We start from the raw sequence: 15,742 nt of genomic DNA on the forward strand, positions 1-15,742 counted from the left end.
ACACCCGTATGGGACAGCCGCAGCAGCCAGAAGGGACCGAGGCAGGCAGGCCACCGCTGCGCGTGGGGATGGTGGGCTACGCCTTCATGGGTGCCGCCCACTCCCAGGGCTGGCGCACCGCGGGCCGCGTCTTCGACCTGCCGCTGAACCCCGTGCAGGCCGTGATCTGCGGGCGGGACCGGACGGCCGTACAGGGGGCGGCCGACCGGCACGGCTGGGCGTCCGTCGAGACCGACTGGCGTGCCCTCGTCGAACGGGACGACATCGACCTCGTCGACATCTGCACACCCGGCGACAGCCACGCCGAGATCGCCCTGGCAGCCCTGGCCGCCGGCAAGCACGTCCTGTGCGAGAAGCCCCTCGCCAACACCGTCGAGGAGGCCACCTCGATGGCGCGGGCGGCCGAGGAGGCATACACACGGGGCCAGGTGACCATGGTCGGTTTCAACTACCGGCGGGTCCCGGCCACCGCCCTGGCCCGCCGGATGGTCGCCGAGGGGCGCCTGGGCGCACTGCGGCACGTGCGCGTGACGTACCTCCAGGACTGGCTGGTCGACCCGGACTTCCCGCTGACCTGGCGGCTGCGCAAGGAGCAGGCCGGCTCCGGCTCCCTCGGCGACCTGGGCGCGCACATCATCGACCTCGCGCAGCACCTGACGGGGGAGCGACTGGCGGGCGTCTCCGCGCTGACGGAGACCTTCGTACGGCAACGCCCCCTGCCCACCGGCGCCACCAGCGGACTGTCCGCCGTCTCGGCCGCCGGCACCGGACAGGTCACCGTCGACGACGCCGCGCTGTTCACGGCCCGCTTCCCCTCCGGCGCCCTCGCCACCTTCGAGGCCACCCGCTACGCCACCGGCCGTAAGAACGCCCTGCGCATCGAGCTCAACGGGGAGCGCGGTTCGGTCGCCTTCGACCTGGAACGCCTCAACGAACTGTCCTTCCACGACGCCACCCAGCCCGGCGCCGAGGCCGGCTTCCGCCGCATCCTCGTCACCGAACCCGACCACCCCTACCTGGACGCCTGGTGGCCCCCGGGCCACGGCCTCGGCTACGAGCACACCTTCGTCCACCAGGCCCGCGACCTGGTCCACGCCATCGCGGAGGGCCGCCGGCCCGAACCCTCCTTCGTCGACGGGCTCCAGGTGCAGCGCGTCCTTGCAGCGGTGGAGGAGAGCGCCGAGAAGAACTCCGTGTACACCCCGATAGCGGTCTGAGGAGGCTGACGCGCATGCCCCGCACGTTCACGCTGTTCACCGGTCAGTGGGCCGACCTGCCGCTGGAGGAGGTCTGCCGGCTCGCCCGCGACTTCGGCTACGACGGACTCGAACTCGCCTGCTGGGGCGACCACTTCGAGGTCGACAAGGCACTCGGTGACCCCTCGTACGTGGAGTCGAGGCACCAGCTCCTCGACAAGTACGGCCTCAAGTGCTGGGCCATCTCCAACCACCTGGTCGGCCAGGCCGTCTGCGACGCCATCATCGACGAGCGCCACCGGGCCATCCTGCCGGGCGAGGTGTGGGGCGACGGAGATCCGGAAGGGGTGCGGCAGCGCGCCGCGAACCGTATGAAGGACACCGCACGCGCCGCTGCCGCCTTCGGCGTCGACACCGTGATCGGCTTCACCGGCTCCGCCATCTGGCACCTGGTCGCGATGTTCCCGCCCGCACCCGAGTCGATGATCGAACGCGGCTACGACGACTTCGCCGAGCGCTGGAACCCCATCCTGGACGTCTTCGACGCGCAGGGCGTGCGGTTCGCACACGAGGTCCACCCGAGCGAGATCGCCTACGACTACTGGACGACCCGGCGCGCCCTGGAGGCCGTAGGCAACCGTCCTGCCTTCGGGCTGAACTTCGACCCCTCGCACTTCGTGTGGCAGGACCTCGACCCGGTCGGCTTCCTGTGGGACTTCCGCGACCGGATCTACCACGTCGACTGCAAGGAGGCCCGCAAGCGCCTCGACGGCCGTAACGGCCGCCTCGGTTCCCACCTGCCGTGGGGCGACCCGCGTCGGGGCTGGGACTTCGTGTCGGCCGGGCACGGGGACGTCCCCTGGGAGGACGTCTTCCGGATGCTGCGCTCCATCGGCTACCAGGGCCCGGTCTCCGTCGAGTGGGAGGACGCCGGCATGGACCGGCTCCAGGGCGCCCCCGAGGCGCTGACCCGCCTCAAGGCCTACGACTTCGAACCGCCGTCGGCCTCCTTCGACGCGGCGTTCGGCAACTGACCCCGCTTCTCACCGGTCCGGGATGACGGCGCATCCCGGCGCACGCACCCGCCCGTACAACCGGCCCCATTCTGGAGGCACTCGTGCACGGGAACGACCGCACCACCAGCACCGACAGAAACGAGACCCACAGACGACGGCTGTCCTTCCGCAAGACGGTGGCGCTGCTCAGCGGCACCTTGCTGGCGGGCGCCACCCTCACCTTCACCGCCCCCCGGGCCGGCGCGGCCGTCGCCGACGAGAGCGCCGCCGCTGCCGCGGCTGCCGAGGACTTCCAGCAGGTCACCCTCGCCAAGGGCGAGCCGGAGGTCGGCGAGCCCATGTCGCTCGCCGTCCTGCCGGACCGCTCGGTCCTGCACACCTCCCGCGACGGCGAACTGCGCCTCACCGACGCGGCCGGCAACACCAGGCTCGCGGGCAAGCTCCCGGTGTACACGCACGACGAGGAGGGCCTGCAGGGCGTCGGCGTCGACCCCGGATTCGCCGAGAACCGCTTCATCTACCTCTACTACGCACCCCCGCTCGACACCCCCGCGGGCGACGCCCCCGCGACCGGGACGGCGGCCGACTTCGCCCCCTTCGACGGCGTCAACCGCCTCTCCCGTTTCGTCCTGAAGACCGACGGAACACTGGACGCCGCCAGCGAGAAGAAGATCCTCGACATCCCCGCCTCCCGCGGCCTGTGCTGCCATGTCGGCGGTGACATCGACTTCGACGCGGCGGGCAACCTGTACCTGTCGACGGGCGACGACACCAATCCGTTCCAGTCGGACGGCTTCACCCCGATCGACGAGCGCGCGAACCGCAACCCGGCCTTCGACGCCCAGCGCTCCTCCGGCAACACCAACGACCTGCGCGGCAAGATCCTGCGCATCAAGGTGAACGCCGACGGCTCGTACTCGATCCCCGACGGCAACCTCTTCGCACCCGGCACGGACAAGACGCGCCCCGAGATCTACGCGATGGGCTTCCGCAACCCGTTCCGCTTCAGCGTCGACAAGAAGACCGGGATCCTCTATGTCGGCGACTACGGTCCCGACGCCGGCGCCGCCGACCCGGCACGCGGCCCGGCAGGCCAGGTCGAGTTCGCCCGCGTCACCGGCCCCGGCAACTACGGGTGGCCGTACTGCACGGGCGACAACGACGCCTACGTCGACCACGACTTCGCCACCGGCCAGTCGGGTGCCGCCTTCGACTGTGCCGCCCCGAAGAACACCTCGCCGAACAACACCGGCCTGACCGACCTCCCCCCGGCGCAGGCCGCCTGGATCCCGTACGACGGTGGTTCCGTGCCCGAGTTCGGCACCGGCTCCGAGTCCCCGATGGGCGGCCCCGTCTACCGCTACGACGCCTCGCTCGACTCGCCGGTGAAGTTCCCCGAGGCCTACGACGGCAACTTCTTCGCCGGTGAGTTCGGCCGCCGCTGGATCAAGCGGATCGTCAGCGACGACGGCGGCACCGTGCAGTCGATCAACGACGTACCGTGGACCGGCACCCAGATCATGGACATGGCCTTCGGCCCGGACGGGGCACTGTACGTCCTCGACTACGGCACCGCCTGGTTCGGCGGCGACGAGAACTCGGGCCTCTACCGCATCGAGAACGCCACCGACGGTCACTCTCCCGTGGCGCAGGCCGCGGCGAGCAGGACGTCCGGCCAGGCGCCGCTGAGGGTGCAGTTCTCCTCCGAGGGCAGCACCGACCAGGACGGCGACACGCTGACCTACAGCTGGGACTTCGGCGACGGCGGCAAGTCGACCCAGGCGAACCCGTCGTACCGCTACAGGAAGAACGGCACCTACACCGCGACCCTCACCGCCAAGGACCCCTCGGGCCGCACCGGCAGTGCGAGCGTGCAGATCGTGGTCGGCAACACCGCGCCGAAGGTGACGCTGGAACTCCCCCGCGACGGCCAGCTGTTCAGCTTCGGTGACGCGATCCCGTTCAAGGTGCGGGTCAGCGATCCCGAGGACGGGACCATCGACTGCGCGAAGGTCAAGGTCACCTTCATCCTCGGCCACGACAGCCACGGTCACCCCGTGACCTCGGCCAACGGCTGCACCGGCACCATCCGGACCAGCGCCGACGGCGGCCACGACGAGGACGCCAACATCTTCGGCGTCATGGACGCCGAGTACACCGACGGCGGAGGCGGCGGCCAGGCCCCGCTCACCACACACGACCAGAGCGTCACCCAGCCCAAGCACCGTCAGGCCGAGCACTTCGGCAACGGCTCCGGCGTCTCGGTCATCACCAAGGCCACCGCACACGGCGGCAGGACCGTCGGCAACGTCCACAACGGGGACTGGATCTCCTTCACGCCGTACCACCTGAGCAACGCGAAGAAGATCACCGCGCGTATCTCCTCCGGCGGCGCGGGCGGCACGCTGGAGGTCCGTGCCGGGTCCTCGACGGGCACCCTGCTCGGCAAGGCGACGGTGCCGGTGACCGGCGGCTGGGAAACCTTCCAGGACGTCAGCGCCGACCTGTCCCGCGCACCCGGGGGCACGACCACGCTCCACCTCGTGTTCAAGGGGAGCGGCACGGGCGCGCTGTTCGACGTGGACGACTTCACCTTCACGACCGGTTGAGAGGAGGAACCGCGCATGCGTATGCGTCCCACAGGACGAACCACCACGGCGGTCATGGGAGCCGCCGTGCTCCTCGGCTGCGTCTCGGGACCGGCCGCGTCCCAGGACTCGCAGGACACCCGGGCCGCCGACCAGGCCGAACGGGTGCTGGTCTTCTCCAAGACGGCCGGCTTCCGCCACGACTCGATCCCCGACGGCGTCGCCGCGGTGAAACAGCTCGGCGAGACCGGCGGTTTCACGGTCGACGCGACGGAGGACGCCGCGGCCTTCACCGGCGCCAACCTGCGCCGCTACGCCGCCGTCGTCTTCCTGTCCACCACCGGAGACGTTCTGGACCCCGCCCAGCAGCGGGCCTTCGAGGGCTACATCCGGCGCGGCGGCGCCTACGTCGGCATCCACGCCGCCGCCGACACCGAGTACGTCTGGGCGTTCTACGGCGGCCTCGCCGGCGCCTACTTCCAGTCGCACCCGGCGATCCAGCCGGCCACGGTACGCGTCGAGGACCACGCCCACCCGGCGACCTCGGGTCTGACGCGGACCTGGAACCGCACGGACGAGTGGTACAACTACCGCTCCAACCCACGGGACAGGGCCCATGTCCTCGCGTCCCTCGACGAGTCCTCTTACACCGGCGGCACCATGAACGGTGACCATCCCATCGCCTGGTGCCAGAACTACGAGGGCGGCCGCGCCTTCTACACCGGGGGCGGCCACACCAAGGAGTCCTACGCCGAGCCGAAGTTCCGTGAACACCTGCTCGGCGGAATCCGCTGGGCCATCGGCGACGCCCAGGCCGACTGCCGCCCCGAGAACGGCTACCGGCCGCTCTTCGACGGCACCGCCGCCTCGCTGCAGGACTGGCGTCAGGCGGGCCCGGGCTCCTTCGCCCTGGCCGGCGACGGCACCCTCACGTCGACCGGCGGCATGGGGATGCTCTGGTACGCCGCTTCGAGCTTCGGGGCGTACTCCCTGAAGCTGGACTGGAGGATGGCCGGCGACGACAACTCCGGTGTGTTCGTGGGCTTCCCGCCCTCGGACGATCCGTGGTCGGCCGTCGACAACGGGTACGAGATCCAGATCGACGCGACCGACGCCGCCGACCGCACCACCGGAGCGGTGTACGGCTTCAAGTCCGCCGATCTCGCCAAGCGCGACCGCGCGCTGAACCCGCCGGGGGAGTGGAACACGTACGAGATCCGCGTGGAGGGCGAACGCCTCCGCGTCCATCTCAACGGCGTGAAGATCAACGACTTCACCAACACCGACCCGGCCCGGAGCCTCACCGACGGACACATCGGCCTCCAGAACCACGGAGCCGGCGACGAGGTGTCCTTCCGTGACGTCCGGATCAAGGAACTGCCCACGAAGTCCACCGGGTCCGGCGCGTACGCCGGGTCCGCCAGGTCCGACGGGTCCGCCCCCGGACCGGAGGCTTCGCAGGGCGACTGAGCGGTGGCGGGCGGGGGACGCCGGACTCCCGCCCGTCGCCTTCACCCCACCGGGCCCCGCAAGGCCCGGCACACCGGGGTTCCCGTACGACGCCCGACAAGGAGGCTGCCATGTCCGCGTCCGTTTCGCCGTCCGCCGCACGCGTAGGGGTCTGGCTGATCGGGGCCCGCGGCTCCGTCGCCACGACCGTCGTCGCCGGGTGCGCCGCCGTCACCGCGGGCCTGCACCCACCGACGGGCCTGGTCACCGAGGCGCCGATGTTCGCGGACAGCGGGCTGCCCCCGCTGTCGTCCCTCGTCTTCGGCGGCCACGACACGGTCGGCTGCCCCCTGCCCAAACGCGCGGAGGCCCTGGCGGCCGGAGGCGTCCTGCCCCAGGGCCTGCCCACGGCCGTCCGGGCCGAACTGTCCGCCGCGGACAGCGAGATAAGGCCCGGCGGCCCGCTCCCCGGTGACACCCGCGAGGAGTCCGCCCTGATCGCCGCCTTCGCCTCCGACATCCAGGACTTCGTACGGCGGTGCGGGCTCAGCAGGGCGGTCGTGGTGAACGTCGCCTCCACCGAGCCCTCGCCCACCGGCGCCGCCCTGCCCCCGAGTTCGCTGTACGCGGCGGCCGCCCTGCGCGCGGGCTGCCCGTACGTGAACTTCACTCCCTCGACAGGGCTGGACCACCCGGCGCTGGCGTCCCTGCGGTCATCGGCCGGCCTGCCGTACGCGGGCCGCGACGGCAAGACGGGCCAGACCTTGCTGCGGTCCGTGCTGGGCCCGATGTTCACGCAACGGGCCCTGGCGGTCCGCGCCTGGTCCGGCACCAACCTCCTCGGCGGCGGCGACGGCGCCGCCCTCGCCGACCCGGCCGCCGCGGCGGCGAAGAACGCCGGCAAGGACCGGGTGCTGGCCGACACCCTCGTCACACCGCCGGAGGGCGAGGTCCACATCGACGACGTCCCCGTGCTTGGCGACTGGAAGACCGCGTGGGACCACGTGGCCTTCGACGGCTTCCTCGGCACCCGCATGATCCTCCAGACCATCTGGCAGGGATGCGACTCCTCCCTCGCCGCCCCTCTCGTCCTCGACCTGGCGCGCTTGACCGCACGGGCCCACGAGACGGGCCTGTCCGGCCCGCTCGGCGAACTCGGCTTCTACTTCAAGGACCCCGCGGGGGAGGGACCCGCGGCGCTGGGGGAGCAGTACGCGGCCCTGGGGCGGTTCGCGCAACGGCTGCGGGGAGTCGGAGCCGAGCCACCGCAAGGCGCAGCGGGACCCGGCGGCGGGTGCGCCGGCGAGGGCGGGGCGGGGGCGCGTGACGGTGTGCGTTCTGCCGAGGTTGGCGGCGGGTGCGCCGGCGAGGGCGGGGCGGGGGCGCGTGACGGTGTGCGTTCTGCCGAGGTTGGCGGCGGGTGCGCCGACGAGGGCGGGGCGGGGGCGCGTGACGGTGTGCGTTCTGCCGAGGTTGGCGGCGGGTGTGCCGGCGAGGGCGGGGTGGGGGCGCGTGACGGTGCGCGCCCTGCCGAGGAGCAGCGGTGAGGCCGGAGGGCCCGGGGGCAGGGAGCCGTCGGCGGGCGCGCGCCTGGGCCGAACTGCTGCGGCTGCCCGCCGTGTTCACGGTCCCGGGTGACGCCCTCGCGGGCGCCGCCGCGACCGCCGGGCGTCCCGACCGCCGTACTCTCCTCGCCATCGGTTCCTCCCTCTGCCTGTACGAGGCCGGCATGGCCCTCAACGACTGGGCGGACCGCACGGAGGACGCCATGGAGCGCCCGCAACGCCCCCTCCCGTCCGGGCGCGTCCACCCCGTCTCCGCCTTCACGGCCGCCTGTGGGCTGACCGGTGCCGGTCTGGCCCTCGCAGCCCGCGCCGGCCGCCCCGCGCTCGCCGTCGCCGTGCCGCTCGCGGCGACGGTCTGGGCCTACGATCTCGCCCTCAAGCACACGCCCGCCGGCCCCGCGGCCATGGCGGCCGCCCGTGCCCTGGACCTCCTCCTCGGCGCCGCCGCCACGAGCGGCCACACCCGCGAGGCCCTCCCGTCCGCGGCGCTGCTCGGCACGCACGCCCTCGCCGTCACGACGGTGTCCCGACAGGAGACGCAGGGCGGCTCCTCCCTGGCGCCCCTCGCGGCCCTGACCACGACGGCCCTCCTGAGCGGACTGCTGACACGACGCCCCCCGCGACCGTCGGCGGGCGCTCGCGGAACAGCCGCCCGCGGTCTGCCGGACGACCGGGGCGACGGTGCCGCGTCAGCGGCCGCTCACCGCAGGCCGGACGGCCTCAACCCGGTCGGCCCGAGGGACGCCGCCCTCACGCCCGCTCACCGCCACCGGCATGACTGCGGCCCCACCGGCCGCACCCCTGCCGACGCCCTGGCCAGGGTCCTCGCGGCGGCCTACGGCGTCACCGCCGCACGCCCCTATCTCCACGCCACTCTCAACCCGTCACCTCCTTTGACCCAGCGAGCCGTCGGCGGCGGTATCCGCGCCACGATCCCGCTGCAGGCCGCGCTGACCGCCCGGTCCGGAGCCGCCCTCACCGCCCTGCTCGTCGCCGGTCTCGCCCCACTCGGCAGACGGTTCGCAAGGACGGTGAGCGTCACATGAACCACCCGACGACCACCCCGGCCAACCCGCCCGACACCCCGAGAGCCGACGGCGGCCTTCACCGCACCGGACCCCGGCACGCTCCTCCCGGCCCCGGGACGCCCGCCGTCACCCCGCTCCGCTTCGGCTACGGCACCAACGGCCTCGCCGACCTCCGCCTCGACGACGCCCTCGCCCTGCTCGCCGACCTCGGCTACGACGGCGTCGGCCTGACCCTCGACCACATGCACCTCGATCCCCTCGCCGCGGACCTCGCCACCCGCACCCGTCACCTCGCGGGACGGCTGGACGCCCTCGGCCTGGACGTCACCGTGGAGACCGGCGCCCGCTATGTGCTCGACCCTCGCCGCAAACACGGCCCCTCCCTGCTGGACCCCGACCCGGACGACCGTGCCCGCCGCGTCGACCTGCTGATCCGCGCCGTCCGCGTCGCCGCCGACCTCGGCGCCCACGCCGTCCACTGCTTCAGCGGGACCACTCCTCCCGCAACACCTCCCGAGACGGCGTGGGACCACCTGGCCGGCGCCCTCTCCCCGGTCCTGGAGGCTGCCGGCACCGCGGGCGTCCCCCTCGCCGTCGAACCCGAACCGGGCCACCTCCTCGCCACCATCGCCGACTTCCACCGGCTCCGCCGAGCGCTCGGCGACCCGGAACACCTCGGCCTGACTCTCGACATCGGCCACTGCCAGTGCCTCGAACCCCTCCCTCCGGCCGACTGCGTACGCGCCGTCGCACCCTGGCTGCGTCACGTCCAGATCGAGGACATGCGCCGCGACGTCCATGAACACCTGCCCTTCGGCGAAGGCGAGATCGACTTCCCGCCCGTGCTCGCCGCCCTCGCCGCCACGGGCTATCAGGGACTGACCGTCGTCGAACTGCCCCGCCACTCCCACGCGGGCCCTCACTTCGCCGAGCTCTCCCTCCCGTTCCTCCGCGACGCCGAAGCCACGGCTACCCGATCACCCGTACTCGCCCCGCCCCCCGGCGATCCCTCCGCCACCCCTGAAGGGAGCACCTCATGACGCAACCCCGCACCAACCCGGCCACCCCGGGCGCGGTCACCCCGGGACACGCGAGCCTCTCCCTCCAGCAGGACGGGGAGGCCGGCCCGGGAGCCGGTGGCGAGGCCGACCCCGAGGCACGTCGTGACCCGGCCACGACGGCCCTCCCGCGTCCCGACGGCGGCCCGGCCGATACCGAGGGCGCGCCGAACGCCCAGCCCACCACCACCTTCCCTGTCTCCTCCCGCACCCCATCCGCCCACACCTCGCTCGCCGAACTGCGCGGCCACCTCACCGCGCGCCTCGGCGCCTCAGCCCGCGGCTGGCTCGACAGGGCCCTCGACGAGGCCGCCACGCACCCCGGCACGCACGGACCCATCTCCGTCTGGGAGCTGCGCATCGCGGAAGCCGGCCGCCGCTGCGGCCCGGACCACGCCGACGCCGCCCGTGTCCTCATCCTGCACGCGGCCCGGCCCGACCCGGACGCCCTCGCCCGGGTCTACGCCCAGGGCACCGCCGACGAACGCCGCGCCGTCCTGCACGCCCTGCCGCACCTCGTGCCCGGCCCGCAAGCACTGCCGCTCGTCGAGGACGCCCTGCGTACCAACGACACCCGGCTCCTCACCGCTGCCGTCGGCCCTTATGCCGCCCGGCACCTCGACGCCCACCAGTGGCGGCACGCCGTACTGAAGTGCCTGTTCACGGGGGTGCCCGTAGAGACCGTGAGCGACCTGGGCCGCCGCGCCCACCACGACGCGGAACTCGCCCGGATGCTCGCCGACTACGCCGCCGAACGCACCGCCGCAGGCCGACCCGTACCCGAAGACCTGCACCGTGTCCTGGCCCTCACCGACCCCGCGGCCACCCCACCCGCGCCCGCCGCCCCGTGCGGCAGCCGCGGAACCGACGGCAAGGAGTCCTGATGCGCCTCTTCGACCCCCACATCCACATGACGTCGCGCACCACCGACGACTACGAGGCCATGTACGCCGCCGGCGTCCGCGCCCTCGTCGAGCCCTCCTTCTGGCTCGGCCAGCCCCGCACCTCTCCCGCCTCCTTCCTCGACTACTTCGACTCCCTGCTCGGCTGGGAGCCCTTCCGCGCCGCCCAGTACGGCATCGCCCACCACTGCACGCTCGCCCTCAACCCCAAGGAGGCGAACGACCCCCGCTGTGTCCCCGTCCTCGACGAACTGCCGCGCTATCTCATCAAGGACCGGGTGGTCGCCGTCGGCGAGATCGGCTACGACTCGATGACCCCCGCCGAGGACGCCGCCCTCGCCGCCCAGCTCCAGCTCGCGGCCGATCACGAGCTGCCCGCGTTGGTCCACACCCCGCACCGCGACAAGCCGGCCGGACTGCGCCGCACCCTCGATGTCGTCCGGGAGTCCGCGCTGCCCCCGGACCACGTCCTCGTCGACCATCTCAACGAGACGACGGTCAAGGAGGCCAAGGACAGCGGTTGCTGGCTGGGCTTCTCCGTCTATCCCGACACCAAGATGGACGAGGAGCGGATGGTGGCGATCCTGCGCGCCTATGGGACCGAGCAGGTGCTCGTCAACTCCGCCGCCGACTGGGGCAGGAGCGACCCCCTGAAGATCCGCAAGGTCGCCGACCTGATGCTGGCCGAGGGCTTCGGTGAGGACGACGTCGACCAGGTGCTGTGGCGCAACCCCGTCGCCTTCTACGGCCTCAGCGGCCGTCTCACCCTCGACGTCACGGACCCCCGGGCGACCCATGAGGGCAACTCCATCCTGCGTGGCAGCCCTGAGGAGCCCGCCGCGACGCCTCCGGACGGGCCCGGAAGACCGTCCGGCGCGACCGGACGGCGGGACGACCCTGCGCCCGACCCCGCCCCGGGGGCGTGAGCCATGCGCTTCCGCCACCCCGACGGCTCCACCGTCCACCTCGCCTACTGCACCAACGTCCACCCGGCCGAGACCCTCGACGGTGTCCTCGCCCAACTCCGCGACCACTGCGAACCCGTCCGCAGGCGCCTCGGCCGCGACCGCCTCGGCATCGGCCTGTGGCTCGCCAAGGACGCCGCGCACGCCCTCGTCTGCGACCCTTCCGCTCTGCGCGGCCTGCGCACCGAGCTCGACCGGCGCGGCCTCGAGGTCGTCACCCTCAACGGCTTCCCCTATGAGGGGTTCGGCGCCGAAGAGGTCAAGTACCGCGTCTACAAGCCCGACTGGGCCGACCCCGAACGCCTCGACCACACGACCGCCCTGGCCCGCGTCCTCGCCCATCTCCTCCCCGACGACGTCACCCGGGGCAGCATCTCCACCCTGCCCCTCGCCTGGCGCACCGCCTGTGACGACGGCCGCGCGGACACCGCCCGCACCGCCCTGCGCACCCTCGCCGAACGCCTCGACACCCTGCAGGAGTTGACCGGACGCGACATCCGCGTCGGCCTCGAACCCGAACCCGGGTGCGTCGTCGAGACCACCGGCGACGCCATCGCCCCACTCACCGCGATCGGCCACGACCGCATCGGCATCTGCGTCGACACCTGCCACCTCGCCACCTCCTTCGAAGACCCGCACACCGCCCTGGACGCGCTCACCGAAGCCCGGGTCCCCGTCGTCAAGTCCCAGCTCTCAGCCGCCCTGCACGCCGAACAGCCTCACCTTCCCGAGGTCCGCGAGGCACTGGCGGCCTTCGACGAACCCCGCTTCCTGCACCAGACCCGGACCTCCTCCACGCTCGACCCCGACCGAGCGGGAGGGAGCTCCGCCGCCGGCCTGCACGGCACCGACGACCTCGGTGAGGCGCTCAAGGCCGACACCCTGCCCGACGGCTCCCCATGGCGCGCCCACTTCCACGTCCCGCTCCACGCGGCTCCCGCCGCACCCCTCACCTCCACCCTCGCCGTCCTCAAGGCCGCACTGACCCGGCTCGTCGGCGGCCCGCACCCGCTCACCACCCACCTGGAGGTGGAGACCTACACCTGGCAGGCCCTGCCGCCCGAACTGCGCCCCCGGGGCCGCCATCAGCTGGCCGACGGCATCGCCGCCGAACTCACCCTCGCCCGCGACCTGTTGACCGACCTCGGCCTGAAGGAGCTGCCATGAGCACCCACCGGAGGGATCCCGGCGACGGCCCCACCCCGCTCCTGGTCCTCGACGTCGTCGGCCTCACCCCCCGTCTCCTCGACCACATGCCCCACCTCAAGACCCTCGCCCGGACCGGCTCCCGCGCGCCGCTCGGCACCGTGCTGCCCGCCGTCACCTGCGCCGCCCAGTCCACCTTCCTGACCGGCACCCATCCGTCGGAGCACGGCATCGTCGGCAACGGCTGGTACTTCCGTGACCTCGGCGACGTACTCCTGTGGCGCCAGCACAACGGACTGGTCGCCGGCGACAAACTGTGGGACGCCGCCCGCCGCGCACACCCCGGCTACACCGTCGCCAACATCTGCTGGTGGTACGCCATGGGCGCCGACACCGACATCACCGTCACCCCCCGTCCGATCTACTACTCCGACGGCCGCAAGGAACCCGACTGCTACACGCGCCCGCCCGCCCTGCACGACGAACTCACCGAGAAATTCGGGACCTTCCCGCTCTTCCACTTCTGGGGCCCCCGCGCGGACCTCGTGTCCAGCCGCTGGATCATCGACGCGACCCGGCACGTCAACCGCACCCGGCATCCCGACCTGACCCTGTGCTACCTCCCTCATCTCGACTACGACCTGCAGCGCTTCGGCCCCGACGACCCGCGCTCACTGAAGGCGGCCACCGACCTGGACGCCGCCCTGGCCCCGCTGCTGGACGACGCACGTACCGAGGGCCGGACCGTCGTCGCGCTGTCCGAGTACGGCATCACCCGCGTCCACCGGCCCGTCGACATCAACCGGGCCCTGCGGCGGGCAGGCCTGCTGGAGGTGCACACCCAGGACGGCATGGAGTATCTGGACCCGATGGCGTCACGCGCCTTCGCCGTCGCCGACCACCAGATCGCCCATGTCTACGTACGCCGACCGGAAGACCTCGACGCGGCCCGAGCGGCCCTGGACGGACTGCCCGGAATCGATCAACTCCTCGACGACGAAGGCAAGAAGGCCCACCATCTCGACCACCCGCGCTCCGGCGAGCTGATCGCCGTCGCGGAGCCGGACGCCTGGTTCACGTACTACTACTGGCTCGACGACGCCCGCGCGCCCGACTTCGCGCGACTCGTCGAGATCCACCGCAAACCCGGCTACGACCCGGTCGAGCTCTTCATGGATCCCCTCGACCCCTACGTCAAGGTCAAGGCCGCGACCGCGCTGGCGCGCAAGAAACTCGGCATGCGTTACCGCATGGCGGTCGTGCCCCTGGACCCGTCACCTATTCGCGGCAGCCACGGCCGCCTCCCTGCGAGCGACGACGACGGTCCGCTCCTCATCTGCTCCACCCCCCGCGCTGTCGGCGACCGCGTCGCGGCCACCGATGTGAAGTCACTGCTGCTCCAACTCGCCGGTCTCGGCTGACCGGTCACGACCGGTACACCTTTGCCGCCCGGCCCTGTCGACCCGTCTCCTCCGACTGGTCACCAGTAGAGCACCCACCACTGACAACGGCCCCCCATCCCAAGGAGTTCCAGGCATGAGCCGCTTTTCCCAGCCCGACCCCGAACTCGCCCACCGCCTCAGCAGACGAGGCATGCTCGGCGTGGCCGCGGGCGCCACGGCCGCCGCGCTGGTGGGCGCGGCCACGGCCCCCGCGACCGCCGCCCCCGCGACCGCCGCCCCCGCGACCGCCGCCCCCGCGGCCGACACCGCCTCCCGTGGCGTCGGCCGGGGCCGCCCCGTCCTTCCGCCCGGCCGCCTCGGAATCCAGCTGTACAGCCTGCGCGACAAGGTCTCCACGCTCGGCTTCGCCGCCGTCTTCGCCGAACTGGAGAAGTACGGCTACGACGAGGTCGAATTCGCCGGCTACACGCAGGGATCGGCCGGCCCGATCACCCTCGCCCGGCTCAGGCGCCTGGCACGCGATCACGGGCTGAACCCGATCGGCAGCCACGTCGGCTACTACTCCGACGACCCGGGCGCCTACACCTTCGCGCAGAACCTCACCAAGGTCCTCGACGACGCCGAGGCCCTGGGCCTGAAGCACATAGGGACCGCGTCCGGGCCGTTCCGCTACGGCTCCACCGTGGACGCCTGGAAGCGTGCCGCCGAGGAGTTCAACACCTACGGGGCGGCGGCGAAGGCGCGGGGCATGAAGTTCTACCAGCACAACCACTCCGAGGAGTTCTCCTTCGCCAGCGACAACCCCAAGGTCCGCCTCTACGACGTCCTGCTCCGAGAGACCGACCCGGACCTCGTCTACCTGGAGATGGACATCTACTGGGCGTACTCGGGCCAGTTCCGCTTCTCCAAGCGGCCCGACGGCTCCTCCGCCCCCTTCGAGCCCCTGGACTACGTACTGAAGCAGCCGCACCGCTACCCGCTCTTCCACGTCAAGGACGGCGTGAGCGACCCGGCCGGCACCTACGGCTACCGCATGGTCGACGTGGGCGACGGAGACATCGACTACCAGCGGTTCATCTCGGCCGTGACCAGGTTGCGCGGACACCGGTTCGCCCACCACTGGCAGGCGGAGCACGACAACCCGAGCGAGTCCTTCACGTTCGCACGCCGTTCGAGCGAGCACCTGCACTCGCTGCGGGAGAAGTGCTGATCAGACCTGCCCGTGATGTGACGAGGCCCTCCCCCGAGGCGGGGAGGGCCTCCTCACGAGATGCGCGCGGGACCGGCGCTGGGACACGGCGCCGCCGTCGGTCCGGTGCGTGTGCGGGCCACGCGTTTTCCGCGTCACGGAACTGCCGTCGTCTCAGACCGTGTCCTCGCCGAGCGGTTGCGGGTCGAGGGCGATCGAAGCCGGCCTCCTCGCCCC

Annotated in this window: 11 protein-coding genes and 1 pseudogene; all 12 read left to right on the forward strand. The window is 72.4% G+C overall.

Annotation, left to right across the window (positions count from 1 at the left end; translation table 11 throughout):
* Positions 1 to 8: 8 nt before the first annotated feature.
* The gene (locus tag ACWCPI_RS31450; protein WP_451041346.1) at positions 9 to 1,217 is read left to right on the forward strand and encodes a Gfo/Idh/MocA family protein; all 1,209 of its coding nucleotides are present in this window, start codon (positions 9 to 11) and stop codon (positions 1,215 to 1,217) included.
* Positions 1,218 to 1,231: 14 nt separating this feature from the next.
* Entirely contained in the window at positions 1,232 to 2,230 is a 999-nt protein-coding gene (locus ACWCPI_RS31455; protein ID WP_451041347.1) for a sugar phosphate isomerase/epimerase family protein, read from the forward strand.
* Positions 2,231 to 2,313: 83 nt separating this feature from the next.
* Positions 2,314 to 4,821, forward strand: coding sequence for a PQQ-dependent sugar dehydrogenase (locus tag ACWCPI_RS31460; protein ID WP_451041348.1), 2,508 nt, complete (start codon positions 2,314 to 2,316; stop codon positions 4,819 to 4,821).
* 21 nt (positions 4,822 to 4,842) lie between these two features.
* Complete coding sequence (locus ACWCPI_RS31465) at positions 4,843 to 6,270, forward strand: ThuA domain-containing protein (RefSeq protein ID WP_451041423.1); 1,428 nt, start codon at positions 4,843 to 4,845, stop codon at positions 6,268 to 6,270.
* A 110-nt stretch (positions 6,271 to 6,380) separates the two neighbouring features.
* Positions 6,381 to 7,496, forward strand: a pseudogene (locus ACWCPI_RS31470) (inositol-3-phosphate synthase); the annotation flags it as partial.
* Positions 7,497 to 7,792: 296 nt separating this feature from the next.
* Entirely contained in the window at positions 7,793 to 8,860 is a 1,068-nt protein-coding gene (locus tag ACWCPI_RS31475; protein WP_451041349.1) for an SCO3242 family prenyltransferase, read from the forward strand.
* Positions 8,857 to 9,882 (forward strand): sugar phosphate isomerase/epimerase family protein, encoded by a 1,026-nt coding sequence (locus tag ACWCPI_RS31480; RefSeq protein WP_451041350.1) that lies wholly within the window; start codon positions 8,857 to 8,859, stop codon positions 9,880 to 9,882. The genes ACWCPI_RS31475 and ACWCPI_RS31480 overlap by 4 nt, the downstream gene beginning before the upstream one ends.
* Positions 9,879 to 10,784: an EboA domain-containing protein gene (locus ACWCPI_RS31485; RefSeq protein WP_451041351.1), complete on the forward strand. Its 906-nt coding sequence runs from the start codon at positions 9,879 to 9,881 to the stop codon at positions 10,782 to 10,784. Before ACWCPI_RS31480 ends, ACWCPI_RS31485 begins: the two co-directional genes overlap by 4 nt.
* Positions 10,784 to 11,728 (forward strand): TatD family hydrolase, encoded by a 945-nt coding sequence (locus ACWCPI_RS31490; protein WP_451041352.1) that lies wholly within the window; start codon positions 10,784 to 10,786, stop codon positions 11,726 to 11,728. Before ACWCPI_RS31485 ends, ACWCPI_RS31490 begins: the two co-directional genes overlap by 1 nt.
* Before the next feature lie 3 nt (positions 11,729 to 11,731).
* Positions 11,732 to 12,934, forward strand: a complete 1,203-nt coding sequence (gene eboE / locus ACWCPI_RS31495; protein ID WP_451041353.1) for a metabolite traffic protein EboE — start codon at positions 11,732 to 11,734, stop codon at positions 12,932 to 12,934.
* Entirely contained in the window at positions 12,931 to 14,334 is a 1,404-nt protein-coding gene (locus ACWCPI_RS31500; protein WP_451041354.1) for an alkaline phosphatase family protein, read from the forward strand. The genes eboE and ACWCPI_RS31500 overlap by 4 nt, the downstream gene beginning before the upstream one ends.
* Before the next feature lie 115 nt (positions 14,335 to 14,449).
* The gene (locus ACWCPI_RS31505) at positions 14,450 to 15,526 is read left to right on the forward strand and encodes a sugar phosphate isomerase/epimerase family protein (protein WP_451041355.1); all 1,077 of its coding nucleotides are present in this window, start codon (positions 14,450 to 14,452) and stop codon (positions 15,524 to 15,526) included.
* The last annotated feature ends 216 nt before the right edge of the window (positions 15,527 to 15,742 follow it).

The sequence above is a fragment of the Streptomyces sp. NPDC001920 genome (genome assembly GCF_053594495.1).